The sequence below is a fragment of the Vibrio ruber DSM 16370 genome (assembly GCF_900163965.1).
Lineage (GTDB): Bacteria > Pseudomonadota > Gammaproteobacteria > Enterobacterales > Vibrionaceae > Vibrio > Vibrio ruber.
Map to the genome: position 1 here is coordinate 14,418 of NZ_FULE01000013.1, position 16,838 is coordinate 31,255.

The 16,838-nt window shown below is 47.4% G+C and carries 14 protein-coding genes; 12 read left to right on the forward strand and 2 right to left on the reverse strand.

Annotated features, from left to right (window positions below; genetic code table 11):
* The first annotated feature begins 8 nt into the window (after positions 1-8).
* From pxpB to VR7878_RS03660, 3 genes are read left to right on the forward strand one after another with little or no spacing between them, the layout of a single operon-like run.
* Positions 9-692 carry a 5-oxoprolinase subunit PxpB gene (pxpB, locus tag VR7878_RS03650; protein ID WP_205409417.1) on the forward strand — a complete coding sequence of 228 codons (684 nt, stop codon included), beginning with the start codon at positions 9-11 and terminating at the stop codon, positions 690-692.
* Positions 685-1,623 carry a 5-oxoprolinase subunit C family protein gene (locus VR7878_RS03655; RefSeq protein WP_077333560.1) on the forward strand — a complete coding sequence of 313 codons (939 nt, stop codon included), beginning with the start codon at positions 685-687 and terminating at the stop codon, positions 1,621-1,623. Before pxpB ends, VR7878_RS03655 begins: the two co-directional genes overlap by 8 nt.
* Positions 1,624-1,674: 51 nt before the next feature.
* Entirely contained in the window at positions 1,675-2,427 is a 753-nt protein-coding gene (locus VR7878_RS03660; RefSeq protein ID WP_077333562.1) for a LamB/YcsF family protein, read from the forward strand.
* A 33-nt stretch (positions 2,428-2,460) separates the two neighbouring features.
* On the opposite strand, the gene alr is transcribed toward VR7878_RS03660, so the two are convergent.
* Positions 2,461-3,543, reverse strand: coding sequence for an alanine racemase (gene alr / locus VR7878_RS03665; RefSeq protein WP_077333564.1), 1,083 nt, complete (start codon positions 3,541-3,543; stop codon positions 2,461-2,463).
* Positions 3,544-4,495: 952 nt separating this feature from the next.
* Between alr and dgcN the strand changes: the two genes are divergently transcribed.
* The 6 genes from dgcN to VR7878_RS03695 all read left to right on the forward strand — a co-directional run bounded on the left by dgcN (position 4,496) and on the right by VR7878_RS03695 (position 13,539).
* Positions 4,496-5,503 (forward strand): N-acetyltransferase DgcN, encoded by a 1,008-nt coding sequence (gene dgcN, locus VR7878_RS03670; RefSeq protein WP_077333566.1) that lies wholly within the window; start codon positions 4,496-4,498, stop codon positions 5,501-5,503.
* Positions 5,500-6,474 carry an N-acetyl-D-Glu racemase DgcA gene (gene dgcA / locus VR7878_RS03675; protein ID WP_077333568.1) on the forward strand — a complete coding sequence of 325 codons (975 nt, stop codon included), beginning with the start codon at positions 5,500-5,502 and terminating at the stop codon, positions 6,472-6,474. The genes dgcN and dgcA overlap by 4 nt, the downstream gene beginning before the upstream one ends.
* 11 nt (positions 6,475-6,485) lie before the next feature.
* Positions 6,486-7,340, forward strand: coding sequence for a D-amino-acid transaminase (locus VR7878_RS03680; RefSeq protein ID WP_077333570.1), 855 nt, complete (start codon positions 6,486-6,488; stop codon positions 7,338-7,340).
* Between the two features lie 459 nt (positions 7,341-7,799).
* On the forward strand, positions 7,800-8,948 hold the full coding sequence (locus VR7878_RS03685; RefSeq protein ID WP_077333572.1) for an efflux RND transporter periplasmic adaptor subunit: 1,149 nt from the start codon (positions 7,800-7,802) through the stop codon (positions 8,946-8,948).
* Between the two features lie 3 nt (positions 8,949-8,951).
* The gene (locus VR7878_RS03690; RefSeq protein WP_077333574.1) at positions 8,952-12,107 is read left to right on the forward strand and encodes an efflux RND transporter permease subunit; all 3,156 of its coding nucleotides are present in this window, start codon (positions 8,952-8,954) and stop codon (positions 12,105-12,107) included.
* A complete protein-coding gene (locus VR7878_RS03695; protein WP_077333576.1) occupies positions 12,097-13,539 on the forward strand; it encodes an efflux transporter outer membrane subunit in 1,443 nt (480 codons plus the stop codon). The genes VR7878_RS03690 and VR7878_RS03695 overlap by 11 nt, the downstream gene beginning before the upstream one ends.
* A gap of 68 nt (positions 13,540-13,607) precedes the next feature.
* On the opposite strand, the gene VR7878_RS03700 is transcribed toward VR7878_RS03695, so the two are convergent.
* The gene (locus VR7878_RS03700; RefSeq protein WP_139344001.1) at positions 13,608-14,030 is read right to left on the reverse strand and encodes a winged helix-turn-helix transcriptional regulator; all 423 of its coding nucleotides are present in this window, start codon (positions 14,028-14,030) and stop codon (positions 13,608-13,610) included.
* 147 nt (positions 14,031-14,177) lie between these two features.
* Here VR7878_RS03700 and VR7878_RS03705 point away from each other — a divergent pair, with 147 nt between their 5' ends.
* From VR7878_RS03705 to VR7878_RS03715, 3 genes are all read left to right on the forward strand, one after another.
* Positions 14,178-15,041: an SDR family oxidoreductase gene (locus tag VR7878_RS03705; RefSeq protein WP_077333578.1), complete on the forward strand. Its 864-nt coding sequence runs from the start codon at positions 14,178-14,180 to the stop codon at positions 15,039-15,041.
* 227 nt (positions 15,042-15,268) lie between these two features.
* Positions 15,269-15,622, forward strand: coding sequence for an Hpt domain-containing protein (locus VR7878_RS03710; protein ID WP_159440426.1), 354 nt, complete (start codon positions 15,269-15,271; stop codon positions 15,620-15,622).
* Positions 15,623-15,632: 10 nt separating this feature from the next.
* Complete coding sequence (locus VR7878_RS03715; RefSeq protein WP_077333581.1) at positions 15,633-16,787, forward strand: HDOD domain-containing protein; 1,155 nt, start codon at positions 15,633-15,635, stop codon at positions 16,785-16,787.
* Positions 16,788-16,838 lie beyond the last annotated feature (51 nt).

Consider the following 16,838-nt stretch of genomic DNA (forward strand, 5'->3'; position numbering starts at 1 on the left):
AGGTTTGAGTGAAAGAATCCGAGCAGATGCCTGATATTTATCGGTTAGGAGAGCACAGTTATGTGCTTCAGGCACCGGAACCGGTGACATTAACTCAGCAACATAAAATCTGGTTCATCGCAGAACAGCTTAGAATCAGGGCTGAAATGGTTGATGTTGTACCCGGGATGAATAATCTGACGGTGCGTATTCAACACCATATGACCGGTAATGACTCCGATGAATATAACTATGTCCACGAGCTGTTTTGTCACTATTGGACCAGTGATGACATGATATTGACCGACGGACGAGAACTCGATATTGCCGTGAGATTCGGCGGTGAGGATGGCCCTGATTTGACCCATGTTGCCGACCTCGCCGGATTGAGTATTGACGCGGTGGTTCGTCTTTATACTGAGGCTGAATATCGCGTTTATTTTTTAGGTTTCCAACCGGGTTTTGCTTATCTTGGCGGATTACCTGAAGCGCTGCATACCCCCCGACATGCCTCGCCCCGGACCACAATCCCCGCGGGTTCGGTGGCGATTGGCGGGGCTCAGACTGGTGTCTATCCCAATGCTTCGCCCGGAGGCTGGCAAGTGATTGGACGGACTGACGTAGTCTTGTTTGACCCACAACGCACTCCCCCTTCTTTTTGGTTACCCGGTGATCGGGTTAAATTTTCCGTTGCGGAGGTTGCTTGTGATTGAGGTGCTACAAACCGGCCCGTTGGTGAGTGTTCAGGATTTGGGGCGCGTCGGCTTTCGTCATCAGGGTGTGTCTCGTTCCGGGGCGCTCGATAACCTTGCGCTGACGATTGCCAACCGACTGGTCGGTAATCCTGACCATGCCGCGGGACTGGAAATCATGTTCGGGAATAGCACGTTTCTTTTTCAGGCTGATATTTGTTTTGCACTGACCGGTGCGGATAGTTTTGCCCGGTTAGATGATACCCCTGTCTACCCGGGATGGCGTTACCACGCCCATGCCGGACAAAAATTAAAGCTTCACATGCCTAAGCGAGGATTGTGCACTTATCTGGCGGTTCAGGGTGGGATTGATGTACCGCTGGTGATGGGCTCTGCTGCAACCGATTTACAGGCTGGTTTCGGTGGTATTGATGGGCGAGGGTTGTGTAAGGCTGACCGGCTGGTTGTGGGAGAAAACCGTCATTCCTGTGATGCGTTGTCGGATAACACGGGGATTTTACTCCCGGTGCCTGATGGCGTGCTTCGTGTTTGTACCGGGCCTGAATTTGACCACTATTCTGTTCAGGCTCAAACCCAGTTTTTTACCACTGCGTGGCAAGTGAGTGCCAATAGTAATCGGATGGGATTTCGACTGAAGGGATCGCCAATTGAAGCACAGACTGAGACCAGTCTACTATCTCATGCGGTCTTCCCCGGTGTGATTCAATTACCACCGGACGGGCAACCGATCATTCTTGCGGCGGAAGGGCAGACCAGTGGGGGTTACCCGAGAATGGCTGTGGTGATTGACAGTGATTTGTGGCGTTTAGGTCAACTGCGCCCGGGTGAGTCGGTTTATTTTCAACAGGTCTCTTTGGCTGAAGCTCGGATGGCTGCCGAAGTTCAGGCGCGTTATTTACAACGCGTGGCACTGGCCTTGGCTTCTCGGTGAACGGGAATTGCAAGGGGTCTGGTTATTTACTGATTAAGCAATGAGGGCAACATGAACAGCATCGATCTGAATTGTGACATGGGAGAAAGCTTCGGGGTGTATTCACTCGGTAATGATGTAGCATTGATGGATTATGTCAGTTCAGTGAATATTGCCTGTGGTTTTCATGCCGGTGATCCGGGAGTAATGCGTGAGACGGTCAGACATGCATTAGAGAAAAGTTTAGCGATCGGTGCACATCCGGGATTGCCGGATCTCGCTGGATTCGGTCGCCGGACGATGGCGATTTCCCCCCGGGAAGCTTATGACATGGTGGTTTACCAGATCGGGGCATTGTACGGGTTTGTCCGTGCTGCCGGGGGACATTTGCACCATGTAAAGCCACATGGCGCTTTATATAATATGGCCGCTCAGGATACGTCGCTGGCAGCCGCAATTGCGCAGGCGGTGAAGGATGTTGATCCGACTTTGATATTGTACGGACTATCCGGCAGTACGCTGATTCTGGCCGGAGAAGCTGAAGGGTTACGTGTGGCCAATGAAGTTTTCGCTGATCGCACTTATCAGTCTGACGGGACGTTAACACCACGTAGCCAGCCTGATGCTTTGATTCATCATGATGATGAGGCATTGAATCAGGTTCTTGATATGGTCAGCCAAGGTAAGGTTCAGGCAACTGACGGACAGTGGATCGATATTCAGGCTGACACCATCTGTATTCACGGTGATGGTGCCCATGCCCTTGAATTTGCCGTAAAAATCCATCAGACCTTGCAGCAGTCAGCTGTAGTTCAGTCAATGTAGATTCAGTCAATGTACGTGGTGATGTCACACTCCTCATTCATTGATGAAGGTTCTGGCAACACGCCGGGTCAGCTGAATCACCAGTTCATAGGGGATCGTTCCGACTAATTTCGCGACTTGCTCAATCGGAACATGCTGACCCCAAAGTTCAACGCAGTCACCGACCTGATCGGTTGCATCCGGGCCTAAATCGACGGTGATCATATCCATCGAGATCCGACCGGAGATTGGCACAATGCGGCCATTAATATAGACGGGTGTACCATTCGGAGCCGATCTCGGATAGCCATCACCATAACCCATTGCAATCACACCGATGTAAGTCTCTCGATCTGAGGTCCAATTTTCACCATAGCCAACGGGTTGGTTTGCCTGATGGCGGCGAACGGCAATTAATCGGGACTGTAATGTCATCACCGGTGTCAAATGATGGTGCTGACCGATTTCGTCAACATTCGGGGCAATACCATATAAAGCGATTCCCGCACGGACGGCATCAAAGTGAGATTCAGGCCAGTAGAGAATTCCCGCTGAATTGGCCAGAGTTTTCATCCCTTGATACGCTTGAGTCTGAGTTTTAAAACGTTCAAGCTGAGCCGGTGTTGTGTGTGAACTCGGAATGTCAGCGCAGCTGAAATGGCTGATAAAGCCAATGTTCCCCGCGATTTTACCGCTCTTTTCCAACCGCGTGACGTAAGTGTTGATTTCGTCAGCCTGAACACCGAGGCGGTGCATCCCTGTATCTAACTTTAACCAAACTGAGGTGTGTTGCGTCAGTGGTGTTTGCTCGAAATCCTGAAGTTGCTCAATGCAATGGATCGTGGTGTGTAAACTGAGCTGTGCGGCAAGCTGGAGATCCTCGGGGCAGAAGCAGCCTTCCAGTAGTAAGATGGGTTGAAGAATATCTGCTGAACGCAATTCAATTGCTTCTTCAATCCGAGAGACGGCAAACATATCGGCATTTGGTAGTGCGCGTGCGACTTGGATAGCGTTATGCCCGTAAGCATCACCTTTTAATACCGCGATCACTTTGGTGTCACTATCACAGTGAGATTTCAATAAGGCGAAATTATTCCTTAATGCATTTAAATCAATAACCGCTTCAGCAGTAATCATAATCGTTCCTGATTTGGGCAAACATAGAGCTCATCTTTTATTTTCGGTGACAACAGTGTATATCGCCTGATTAAGCAATGCATATATTAATCATTAACATATTAATAATACGGATCATATCGCGTTTGATTCAACGTGTGTGTCATCAGCGGATAAGATTTGTACAATTTTCATTGATATCCAAACGTCAGGGCAGAGGAAGCAATATACAGGCCAGTGCTTGTCGCATACTGACATCGGTTACGGGAAATTTTCCGACCGTGTACTGATGTCAGCAAGCCACATCGGTGCTGTATGTGCCAGAGAAATATGAATCATAATGAGTTGTTTCATTTTATGCTGCAAAACTTGTATTTTTTGGTTTTAAATTTTAATAACCCCAGAGGGTGGTTGGATGCGTGATTTGTTATCTGTATCCGTTGATATCACGTGATTCCTATTCCCTGATGGTGTTTTATATCAGCAAGATATCCATATTGAGCACCTTTTTAGTGCAATATGCACCACTAAGATGCATTCTCAACATTGGGTCCGACAGATATATACATAAATTATCACTATTTTAGTGACTATAGTCACACATTTGTAAGATTTTGTTTAGCTCACTTTAATAGTTTGAATCACTGATAAATGGTCGATCCTGTAAAATTATATAAATTTAAAAAAGGGAGATAGGCCGTGTATTTTTCTGATTCAGCCAGTCGGTTTAGAATAAGACTCTGAGAAAATGCCCAGAGCTGGCGGTTTCTATAAGTATATTTATGTTTGAATTGGATGAATTTTTATTCTTTTATTGGCTTTAAATTGAGTTTTTATTCACTTTTTGTGCTCAAAAATGATTCTGTTGTGCATTCCTTTCCTTCATGTTGTCATGTATTTTGCTCTGTAAATGATGATTGACCCATAATGAACATTTTAATATTCATGCTGATTCGGATGGAGTGACTGCGAGATGGAACTGAAGAAACCGTATTTATTATTTTTAGGTGATGCAGCCGATGCATTAGCAGCGAAGGTTGCTCAAGGCATTAAAACATGGCGTCCTGAGTATTGTGTCGGACAGTTTCGTTTAGAGAACTGTCATGCAGATTGCGGCTTGCCTGATATGAGTATATCGGACGCCGTGGCAGCCGGGGCCCAAACGTTGGTGATTGGCGTTGCCAACCGTGGGGGCATCATTTCTGATGAGTGGATTAATGTACTGGTTGAAGCATTAGAAGCCGGGATGGACATTGCGTCGGGATTACACAATAAGTTGACTGATATCCCCACCTTGGTCGCGTGTGCTGAGAAACAGGGGCGGGCTTTGTTTGATGTGCGTTATCCGACTCAGGTTTACCCCGTTGCAAATGGTAAAAAGCGAAGTGGTAAGCGGTTGCTCACCGTCGGAACCGATTGTTCTGTCGGGAAAATGTATACCTCTCTTGCGATTGAAAAAGAGATGCGTGATCGTGGGATGGATGCTGATTTTCGGGCCACCGGTCAGACCGGGATTTTGATTTCAGGAGAAGGTGTTAGCGCAGATTGTGTGGTGTCTGACTTTATTTCTGGTGCGATTGAAACCATATCTCCTGCCAACAGCCCTGATCACTGGGACGTTATAGAAGGCCAGGGTTCGTTATTTCATGCGTCGTTTGCCGGAGTGACAACCGGATTGATTCACGGCTCTCAGGCAGATGCGCTGGTGCTGTGTCATGAGCCAACGCGTCAGCATATGCGAGGATTACCGGAGTATGCATTGCCGGATATTGACGTCTGTATGGCTGCCAATCTGGCGACAGCGCGCTTAACCAATCCGAATGCTCAGTTTGTTGGCGTGTCGATCAATACATCCGGTTTAGAAGAACAAGCGGCACTGTCTTACATGGCCGAACTGGAGGAGCAGCTTGGGTTACCTGTGGTTGATCCTTTCCGGCAAGGTGTCGGACGTATTGTTGATCAGCTGGTGGTGGGTGCATGAATATTCGTCTCTATCGCAAAAGCTGGCCAATCCGGGGGAGCTTCACGATTTCTCGTGGTAGTAAGACCTCCGCGGAAACCATCGTGGTTGAGATTGAAAAAAACGGTTCTATCGGGCGGGGAGAATGTGTGCCCTATCACCGTTATGGTGAGTCTGTAGACAGTGTTATCGCCCAGATTGAAGGGATTTTTCCTGAAATCAAGTGTGGGATTAACCGTCAGCAGCTGCAACCTTTATTACCTGCCGGAGCAGCCCGAAATGCAGTCGATTGTGCGATGTGGGATCTGGAATGTAAGCTTAGTCAAACCACAATTTGGTCACAGCTCAAGATCACACCGGATGCGCTGACAACCGCATATACCTTGTCGCTCGATAAACCTCACAAGATGGAAGAGGCGGCGGTCGCGAATGCTTTTCGGCCGTTGCTCAAGTTAAAGTTAGGTGGTCCGGAGGATCTGGAACGTGTTCGGGCGGTTCGTCGTGGTTCACCTCAGGCAACTATTATTCTGGATGCCAATGAAGCTTGGGATGTCGCGACCTATCAAACGTTGATTCCTGAGTTAGAGCAGCTCAATGTGGCGATGATCGAACAGCCATTCCATGCCGATGAAGATGGGGTTTTAGATCAACTGCCTCGGCCGATTCCAATTTGTGCTGACGAATCTTGCCATGATCGGCATAGCCTGAGTCATGTGATTGGTCGCTATGACATGATTAATATTAAAACCGATAAAAGCGGTGGTTTGACTGAAGCACTGGCGTTGAAGCAAGCCGCTCAGGAAGCCGGATTACAGATTATGGTGGGTTGTATGTTGTCATCCTCACTCAGTATGGCACCGGCATTCGTCGTTGCTCAGGGGGTTGATGTTGTTGATTTGGATGGCCCGTTATTGCTGAGTCAGGATATTGAACATGGCTTTGAGTTTGAAAAAAATCAAATGCTGCCTTTTGGTTCAGAACTCTGGGGATAAAGGAAAAAATTATGGAACGGATTGTTTATGTTAATGGGGCGTATGTTCCTGAATCAGAAGCGAAAGTATCAATTTTTGACCGAGGTTTTCTGTTTGCTGATGCCGTGTATGAAGTGACATCGGTATTGGATGGTAAACTGATTGATAATGCGGGACATCTTGCCCGTCTGGAGCGTTCTTGTCGTGAGTTAGGGATCAAAATGCCGACGACAGCAGAACAGCTGACGTCCATTCAGCAGACGTTGATCGAAAAAAATCATCTGGTTGAAGGGGGCATCTATCTGCAATTAACCCGGGGTAATGAAGGGGATCGTGACTTTTCTTACCAAGATGCGATTGAGCCGACATTAGTTTTATTTACTCAGGCAAAGCAATTGGTTGATAGCCCGAAAGTGAAACATGGGATTAAAGTGATTTCATTTGGTGATATCCGCTGGAAGCGCCGGGATATTAAAACCACCAGTCTGTTGCCGGCGTGTCTGGCAAAACATGCAGCACATGCAGCGGGAGCTGATGATGTGTGGCTCATTGAAGACGGATATGTGACTGAAGGCGGTTCCAGCAATGCTTACATTGTGACGCAAGAAGGGACATTAGTCACTCGGCCACTCAGTCATGATATCTTGCATGGGATTACTCGTGCGGCTTTGATGAAGCTGGTTCAGGATACCGGAGTGGCGATTGAAGAACGCTTATTTACTATCGAAGAAGCCATGCAAGCCAAGGAAGCATTTATCAGTTCGGCAACTACGTTTGTCTGGCCGGTTGTGGCAATCGATGACCAGCCCGTTGGTGATGGTCAGCCGGGGTCGATTGCGTTGCAGCTCAGAGATATTTATATCCAGACTGCGAGAGCACATTCCTGATTCAAATTGCGCTGTTCATGCCGACTTGAAACCCAATCATTTTGATTGGTTTTTTTTGTTTGTACCGATCTTATTTCAGATAAGTATCTGTAATAATTATATTCAACTTGTATGGTAATCTATCATTCCTGTTATGAATATTCATTGATAAATATATTATATTAATTACTTCAATTACTTAAAATATGGTCATTATTAACCACGCTTTAACCCGATAAATATCTAGAATATAGTTAGTTCTCTGTCATTTGGTGACAGTATGATTTGTGACGGCTGATAAAGTGCCTCCATACTCTATACGTATGGGTGATTGATGCTGCTTGATTTGTGTAGGCTTGTAGAAATTCTTCGCAGCGTCACTGTGAACACAATGATGACTGAATCACGTACAGAATAAGGAATGAGGTGCTGAAGTGATGTAACTTGAGTACCAGTAGCATAGTTTTAGGAGAGTAATTCATGACGAAAACCTTCCCCTTTTATCGCCGGTCACTAGTTGCCTTTGGGCTGGTGTTTACACTTGCCGGATGCCAGCCGGATGGCTCTCAGGCTGAAGCAACCGCACCACAAAAGCCACAAGCTGTCGCGGTCGATGCTGTTGCGATTCAATATCAGCCTGTTGAGTTGACGACTCGTCTCCCCGGCCGGACAAGTGCCTACCGGGTGGCGGAAGTGAGACCTCAGGTGGCTGGGATTATCATTAAACGTTTATTTGTTGAAGGGAGTCTCGTCAAAAAAGGCGAGGTGTTATACCAAATCGACCCCGCAACATATGAAGCGACGCTTGATAGTGCTAAGGCCAGCCTTGCTTCTGCTCAAGCCACGTTAGAAAAAGCGAAACTACAAGCTGAACGTTATCAGACACTGGTGAAAAGCCGTGCGATCAGTGAACAGGATTATGAAGATTCCCGCGCGACTTACCGTGAAGCGCTTGCTGCGGTGATGTCTGCTGAAGCCTCCGTGAAATCTGCGCAGATCAATTTAGATTATACCCATATTAAGGCACCGATTTCCGGACGGATTGGTAAATCAAGTGTGACCGAAGGTGCACTGGTGACCACAAATCAGACGAACTATTTGGCAACGATTCAGCAACTTGATCCTTTATACGTCGATCTTTCTCAATCCAGTAATGAACTGTTGAAACTGAGAAAACAGACTGTCGGCGGTGACAAGAAACTCAGCGGCATTAAATTGAGTCTCGATGACGGGACCCAAATTGAACAGGAAGCGACGTTACAGTTTGCTGATGTAACGGTGAATGAGAAAACCGGTACAGTAAATCTGCGTGCTTTACTACCAAACCCTGATCAGGTTTTGCTGCCGGGGCTGTATGTCCGAGCTGATGTGCCGACAGAATACCGTGAAAAAGCGATTTTGGTCCCTCAGGCTGCTGTGGTGCGTGATGCCCAAGGCCAAGCCCACGTGATGGTTATTAATGCAGAAAACAAAGTCGAAGATCATGTGATCACCACCAACCGGATTGTCGGAACTCAATGGTTGGTTGATTCCGGCCTTAAAGCCGGAGACAAAGTTATCGTAAACGGATTACAAAAAATTCGTCCGGGAGCGATGGTGACGGCAAACATGGTAGAGCAGGGGCAATAAGATATGGTTCGCTTTTTTATCGACAGACCGATTTTTGCATGGGTGATCGCGATCGTCATCATGCTGGCCGGTGTTCTGTCTATCAAAACCTTACCGATTGAACAGTATCCGCAGATTGCGCCGCCAGCGGTTAGCATTTCTGGTGTTTACGTCGGTGCATCTGCGAAAACCGTGGAAAACAGTGTGACGCAGGTTATCGAACAAAACATGAACGGTATCGATAACCTGTTGTATATGTCTTCCAACAGTGATTCGTCCGGTTCATTTTCTATCAGTCTGACGTTTGCGACGGGGACAGACCCTGATATCGCACAGGTTCAAGTACAGAATAAATTGTCTGCCGTTGAATCGTCTCTGCCTGAGTCGGTTGTGACGCGGGGGATTACGGTTGCAAAATCAACCAGTAGTTTCTTGATGGTCATCGGTTTTATTTCTTCTGATGGCAGCATGGATAACACCGGTATCGCGGATTACATCGTTTCAAACGTAAAAGATCCGATTAGCCGTGTGCAGGGCGTGGGTGAAACCCAAGTTTTTGGGGCGCAACATGCGATGCGAATCTGGCTTGATCCACACAAACTGAACAAATTCAGTCTGACTTCTAATGATGTTGTCAGTGCGATTCAGTCTCAGAATACCCAAGTATCCGTCGGTGAACTGGGTGGCACGCCCGCAGTAAAAGGGCAGCAACTGACTGCAACGATCACGGCTCAGGGGCGTCTGAAGAGCGTAAAAGATTTCAAAAATATTTTGCTTAAAGTTGATACGGATGGCTCTCAAATCCGGTTACAGGACGTTGCACGCGTTGAAATCGGTGGTGAAAGTTATGCCGCTGTTGCTGAGTTTAATGGTTCACCGGCGACCGGTCTGGCGATTCGGCTTGCGACAGGCGCTAATGCACTGGATACAGCGGATGCTGTACGTGCCAAAATGGAAGAACTGAAACAATTCTTCCCCAACTCTCTGAAAATCGTTTATCCGTATGACACGACCCCATTCGTTAAAATTTCGATTGAAGAGGTGGTTCATACCCTGATTGAAGCGGTCGTGCTGGTCTTTTTGGTCATGTACCTCTTCTTGCAGAACTTCCGTGCGACTCTGATTCCGACCATTGCGGTACCGGTGGTGTTATTGGGGACGATGGGCATCATGGCTGCCTTCGGCTTTTCGATTAATACTCTGACGATGTTTGGTTTGGTGCTGGCGATCGGTCTGCTGGTGGATGACGCAATTGTCGTGGTCGAGAACGTCGAGCGGGTGATGGCTGAGGATGGTTTATCGCCATTAGAAGCAACCCGTAAGTCGATGGGGCAGATTACCGGTGCATTGGTTGGTATTGCTCTGGTTCTGAGTGCGGTATTTATTCCAATGGCTTTCTTTGGTGGTGCCGCCGGGGCGATTTACCGGCAGTTCTCCTTGACGATTGTCTCTTCTATGGCGCTGTCTGTGTTGGTGGCGATGATCCTTACACCGGCACTGTGTGCGACGATTCTGAAGCCGCTTTCAGAAGGTAGTCATCAGGCAAAACGCGGACCGATTGGCCTGTTTAACCGATTGTTTAATCAGGGAACGGTGCGTTATAAAGGCACGGTCGAAAAAGGAATTCATCAGAAAATCAGATATCTGGTAGTTTATGTCTTAATCGTCGGTGGCTTAGGTTTGTTGTGGCACAAACTACCGACTTCATTTTTGCCTGATGAAGATCAGGGTGTCTTAATGGTGATGGTTAAACTACCTTCCGGTGCAACGCAAGAACGGACACTCAACGTGATGGAGAAAATCCGGGGTCACTTCTTGCAAGATGAAAAAGATGATGTGGTTTCGGTCTTTACTGTTGCAGGGTTTAGTTTTGCCGGTCGCGGCCAGAATATGGGGCTGGCATTCGTCAAACTCACTGACTGGAGTGAACGAACCAAGCCTTCACAGTCCGTCGAAGCCATTATCGGGCGAGCATGGGGCGCTCTGGGACAGATCAAAGAAGCGCAAATATTTGCGTTCAACTTGCCTCCGATTATTTCGTTGGGAACAGCCAGTGGCTTTGATGCTTATCTGGTTGACCGGGGTAACCTCGGTCATGAGGCATTGATCCAGGCTCGTAACCAACTGTTGGGAATGGCAGCAAAGAACCCGAATCTGGTGTCTGTCCGGCCAAACGGGATGGAAGATACCGCTCAGCTCCGGATTGATATCGATTATGAAAAAGCGATGGCAATGGGCGTTTCTGTGAACGATATTAACTCAACCTTATCGACGGCATGGGGTTCGACTTATGTGAACGACTTTGTCGATAACGGGCGGATTAAGAAAGTGTACGTTCAGGCTGATGCGCCATTTCGGATGAACCCTGAAGACTTCGACCTGTGGCATGTTCGCAATTCAGAGGGGGACATGGTGCCGTTTAACGCCTTTGCCAAAACGTACTGGACCTATGGATCGCCACGACTGGAGCGTTTTAATGCTTCCCCTGCGGTCAATATTCAGGGTTCGGCTGCGCCCGGAAAGAGCTCTGGTGAGGCGATGCTTGAGATTGAAAAAATGGTTCGCCAGTTGCCAAAAGGCTTTGATGTGGAATGGAGTGGATCTTCGTATCAGGAAAGACAGTCCGGTTCCCAAGCCTCGTTACTGTATGGTATTTCTTTGCTTATCGTATTCCTCTGTCTGGCTGCACTTTATGAAAGTTGGAGTGTTCCTTTCTCGGTGATTTTGATTGTGCCGTTGGGGATTTTCGGGGCTGTATTAGCGACCACCCTGAAAGGATTAGCGAACGATGTTTACTTTCAGGTCGGCCTGTTGACGACGATTGGTTTGTCGGCGAAAAATGCGATTCTGATCGTTGAGTTTGCCAAAGCCCAATATGATGAGGGCATGGATCTGTTCAAAGCAACCGTTGAAGCTTGTCGGATGCGTTTACGTCCGATTCTGATGACCTCTTTTGCATTTATTCTGGGGGTTTTACCGTTGGCACTGAGTAGTGGTGCGGGGGCTGCCAGCCGGAATGCGATTGGTTGGGGGGTTGTCGGCGGCATGGTGTCTGCAACGGTGTTGTCTATTTTCTTTGTTCCGGTGTTCTTTGTCTTGGTAATGCGTTTGTTCCGCACTAAACCAAGAGGCGATCTCTCTGCCGCTCCTGCCGTGGAGGATAAGTCAGATGCAAATTAAGTTACTGCCGCTGATAATGACTGCTGTTTTAAGTGGCTGTAGTCTGGCGCCGGATTATCAGCAGCCAGAACCCCCGTCAACACAAGGGTGGCAAGGTGTTGAGGCAAGCCAGACGGCTGAAACCGAGCTGCCTGACTGGCGTACTTTTATGCCGGATGAGCGGTTACAATCGCTGATTGAGTTAGCGCTGGCAAATAATAAAGACTTGAAAACAACATTGCTGAATGTGGCTTCTTTACGGGCAACATACCGAATTCAGGATGCTGAACGCTATCCGGGGCTGGATGCCTCGGGAAGCGGTTCGAGAACACGTTTTTCTGATGCAAATACAGGCAATGGCAAGTCATATTCTTCGCAGTATAAAGCAACGGTCGGTGTGACGAGTTATGAGTTGGATCTGTTTGGCCGGGTACAAAACCTGAGTGAGCAGGCGCTTGAGAGTTATCTGTCTCAGGATGAGAATCGTCGCAGTACCGTGATTGCGCTGATTAGTGAAATTGCCAGTGCCTACATGAATTTGCTGACCAACCAAGAGTTGCTGACATTAACGACAGAAACGGTTGATGCCTATCAGGAAACCTTGTCACTGGTGCAAACGCGTTATGATGCCGGATATAGCGATGCTTTGACGCTCGCACAAAGTAAGACTGCATTATATAGCGCCCAAGCGAAGCAAGCACAGTACAAGTTGGCTGTTGCGAAGGGATACAATGTGTTGCGACAGCTGGTCGGTGCACCGATCATGCAATATATCGATGGCCGTTTACCTGAAGAAAGCGGGCAAATGTTATCTGCGTTGCAAGTTGGTACATCATCGGAACTGTTGCTCACGCGTCCGGATATTCTGGCTGCTGAACATGCACTTAAGGCGGCCAATGCGAACATCGGTGCGGCCCGGGCTGCATTTTTCCCGAGTATTCGTTTAACCGCGAATGCCGGTAGTGCCAGTAACTCCCTGTCAGGATTATTTAACTCAGATTCGGGGTATTGGCAATTTTCACCCTCTATTTCTTTACCGATCTTCGATTGGGGAAGTAATCAAGCGTCTCTGGATGCGGCAAAAATCAAGAAACAGAGTTCGATTGTTGCTTATCAGCAGGCGATTGAAACTGCATTTAAAGAAGTTTCTGATGCTTTGTTAGGGCAGACGTATTATATGGAGGAGTGGCAAGCGCAACAGAATAATATGGCTGCGAATCAAGAGTATTATGAGCTGGCAAAAATGCGTTATGAAAAAGGGAATGACAGTTATATGGATCTTCTGGACGCGCAACGGTCATTGTTTAGCGCCCGGGAGAGTGAATTGTCATCGCATTTGAATTTACTGCTGAGCCGGGTCAATTTATATAAAGCACTCGGTGGTGGTTGGCGTGCGGCTGATGAACAAGAGTCTGCTCAGGTTTCATCGGTTCTGGAAACCATGGAACAATAAATCTGAGACTGATGATTTGTTGGCGGGATATAACGTGTTTGTAATGAATAAGCGTGCCGAAAGCACGCTTATTTTTTTGCCTGAAATGTTGATTCGTGCGCCATTCGCTGTTGATCATACTGGTGTTGAATGTGCCGGATATCGATAATATTGTCTTCGAGCCATTCGATAAGAACGGCTGCTTTTTGCGTCACGGTGTGACCATGCGGTGTGAGCTGATACTCCACATGCGGTGGTACTACAGGATGCGCAATCCGCGTCAGAAAACCATCACGTTCTAAAGTTTGTAGGGTCTGCGACAGCATTTTTTCACTGATCCCGGTAATTTTCTTCCTCAATTCACTAAAGCGATGTCGCGCGTCGTCATTCAAAGCGATTAATACCAAAATCCCCCAACGGCTGGTGATATGGTTGAGTACCTCCCGCGACGGACATTGCGCAATAAAGACATCACCACGTTGATGTTGTTCAGACTGAGATATTTTTTCCATACTTACCTTTTTGTACGTACTTACTAAAAGTTAGCTTTGGTTCTATTATAGGATGAGTCGGTCTTGTGAGCAATGAATCAGTCATACTCAATAAGTAGGCCGTAATTGATTTTGAGATGATAGCAAGTCAAGGTAAAAGGAGAAATTATGTTAGCGATTACTGGAGCAACCGGCCAACTTGGCCGTCTCGTGATTGAAGCTTTGTTACAGAAAGTACCTGCATCACAAATTGTCGCAGCGGTTCGTGACGTTGATAAAGCGAAGGAGCTGGCCGGGCAGGGAATTCAGGTGCGGTATGCCGACTATTCTCAACCAGAGTCATTGCGTGATGCCTTTGCCGGTGTGGATAAAGTGCTGCTTATTTCTTCCAGTGAAGTGGGGCAGCGTGTTGAGCAGCATCGGGCTGTGATTGAGGCCGCAAAAGCCGCGAATATTGCTTTACTGGCTTATACCAGTATTTTGAATGCTGACCGTTCTTCACTCATGCTGGCCGAAGAACATGTTGCGACAGAAGCCATGATCCAAGAATCCGGACTGCCTGCGGTGATTTTAAGAAACGGCTGGTATTCGGAAAACTATACCATGGGGATCCCAGCGATTTTGCAACACGGAGTTATGATTGGGTGTGCCGGAGAAGGACGTATCTGTTCTGCGCCGCGTCGCGATTATGCGGAAGCTGCAGCGCATGTTCTGACACGTGACGGACAGGCTGGCAAAATCTACCAACTGGCGGGTGATCATGGTTTCACGCTGGCTGAATTTGCCAATATGTTATCTGAGGCAACAGGACGGCCGATTGTTTATCAGAATCTGTCTGAAGCCGATTATATTCAAGCGTTGGAGAATGCAGGTGTTCCGGCGCCATTTCCGAAGGTATTAGGGAATTCTGAAACCGGTGCGTCTGCCGGTGATCTATTCAGTCCATCGAGTGATTTGAGCCAGCTTCTCAATCGTGCCACGACACCGATAGAGGTGACGATTAAAGAGGCGTTATCCGAGGTTGCGGCGTAACGATATTGATCGTGCTCCGCGATGTTTGATGTATCAGTGATCCCCCGAAGCGCTCCGGGGGATTTTTCATTTCTTGCTGACAGAACATCGGAATTTCTGTTAACAGGCGCACTGTTTTGTCCCTTCGCGTTGCTGAGAATCAGCTACACTAAACCTAACGCATTGAGAAAACAGCGTTCGTAAAATATTACGTATCGATTTCATCTCAGTTACCTTGAGGAATGATCATGGCGGACTTACAGTATTTTCAGCCGGCAAGGGTTGCAGACATGGTTGGTGAAGAAAACGTCGATGAGATGCTCAGCGGCTATCTTACTTCCTTGGACGAATCTCTCTCCTTGTTACGCTCCTACTGGCACAAAGGTGATGTACAACATGTCAGAATGACGTCTCACCGCATGAAATCCTCAGCCCGATTTATCGGTGCCGATGAACTTGCTGAAGTTCTGCAGAAAATTGAAACGAATTCGCTCAATGAAGCGAATAATATTTGTGCGCAGACGACTCAGCTTAGTGTGGTTGAACAATGGTGTCATGAACTGACACAGGAGATTAACCACTATCTGGATTCTGCGCATTAAGGATTAGGCTATGGCAAGTCTTGAAGTTATATGTGTTGATGATGATGAATTTATGCTAAAAGCCATTGGCCGTCTGGTGCGTCGTTTGCGTCCCGAATGGCGGTTCCTGCTCCTCGATGAGCCGATGAGGTGGGAGGAGATTATGGCTGCTTCGGAAATTGAACATCCGGCGATATTTATTTCTGATCTATTGATGCCAAAGAAGCGTGGTGATGTATTACTCAATGAAGTCAAAATGAATTTGCCAGAATCGATCCGGGTGCTGCTGACGGGCGATACAACCCAAGAATTACCCCAAAAAGCACACGGTTATGCCCACTTTGTCTTACCCAAACCTTTTACTCAGGAAGATTTTGAGCACCTGTTTCAGTGTGCAGAACGTTTGCACAAAATGCCGTTTAATGCTGAATGCAGACAGAAATTAGGCTCTTTATCCGGTTTGCCGGTATTGCCACATACGGTGCAGGAATTGCAGAGCACGATTGCTTCCCCGAATTGTGACATGCATTTAATGGCTGATGTTGTCAGCCATGAGCCTTCGTTAGTTGCCCGGATATTCCAAATTGCTAATTCATCGTACTTTGGATTCAGAAGACATACCGACTCGCTCTCTGAAGCGGTCAGCCGATTAGGGGCGACATTAATTGAAACGATCGCGGTTTCTTTGTTAACTCAAATTCAGCATCACCGGGTTTCACCGAGTCAGCATAAGCAAGTCGCTGAACGAGCTCTGAGAGTCGGATCGATTGCACGATTGATCGCGAAAGAGATGAGTTTTGCCCGGTGTGAACAGGATAAAGTATTTGTTGCCAGCCTATTGACGTCGATTGGCACACTACTCGTACTTGAAGAAGGTGCAACGCTTGAAAATGTCAGAACCTATCTGGGATTACAGGAGGGTTTCTATGATCATCATGTTGCCGCGGCTTATCTGCTGATTTTGTGGGGATATGATATTGATATCGGTGACATTATTTTATCTCAGAGCAATATCGATTTTCTCAGTCCGGATGAGACAGTCGTGTATGGCAGTATTGTTGGTTTGGCTTATATGATTGAGAAATTAAAAACGGAAGCACAACTGAAGCAAGTTGCCGGGCAGTTACCCGACTCTGTCGGTGACGTGGTGCTAACGCTAATCCCGTTATTATTAGAAACGGCATAACCGTATGATTAAAAACAATATAATTACTGCAATATGCTGTAAGTGATATCA

Bases quoted from the DNA above. Each gene is read 5' to 3' on its own strand.
- VR7878_RS03660 (WP_077333562.1), top strand. From the start codon at position 1,675: ATGAACAGCATCGATCTGAATTGTGACATGGGAGAAAGCTTCGGGGTG.
- alr (WP_077333564.1), bottom strand. From the start codon at position 3,543: ATGATTACTGCTGAAGCGGTTATTGATTTAAATGCATTAAGGAATAAT.
- dgcN (WP_077333566.1), top strand. From the start codon at position 4,496: ATGGAACTGAAGAAACCGTATTTATTATTTTTAGGTGATGCAGCCGAT.
- dgcA (WP_077333568.1), top strand. From the start codon at position 5,500: ATGAATATTCGTCTCTATCGCAAAAGCTGGCCAATCCGGGGGAGCTTC.
- VR7878_RS03680 (WP_077333570.1), top strand. From the start codon at position 6,486: ATGGAACGGATTGTTTATGTTAATGGGGCGTATGTTCCTGAATCAGAA.
- VR7878_RS03685 (WP_077333572.1), top strand. From the start codon at position 7,800: ATGACGAAAACCTTCCCCTTTTATCGCCGGTCACTAGTTGCCTTTGGG.
- VR7878_RS03690 (WP_077333574.1), top strand. From the start codon at position 8,952: ATGGTTCGCTTTTTTATCGACAGACCGATTTTTGCATGGGTGATCGCG.
- VR7878_RS03695 (WP_077333576.1), top strand. From the start codon at position 12,097: ATGCAAATTAAGTTACTGCCGCTGATAATGACTGCTGTTTTAAGTGGC.
- VR7878_RS03700 (WP_139344001.1), bottom strand. From the start codon at position 14,030: ATGGAAAAAATATCTCAGTCTGAACAACATCAACGTGGTGATGTCTTT.
- VR7878_RS03705 (WP_077333578.1), top strand. From the start codon at position 14,178: ATGTTAGCGATTACTGGAGCAACCGGCCAACTTGGCCGTCTCGTGATT.
- VR7878_RS03710 (WP_159440426.1), top strand. From the start codon at position 15,269: ATGGCGGACTTACAGTATTTTCAGCCGGCAAGGGTTGCAGACATGGTT.
- VR7878_RS03715 (WP_077333581.1), top strand. From the start codon at position 15,633: ATGGCAAGTCTTGAAGTTATATGTGTTGATGATGATGAATTTATGCTA.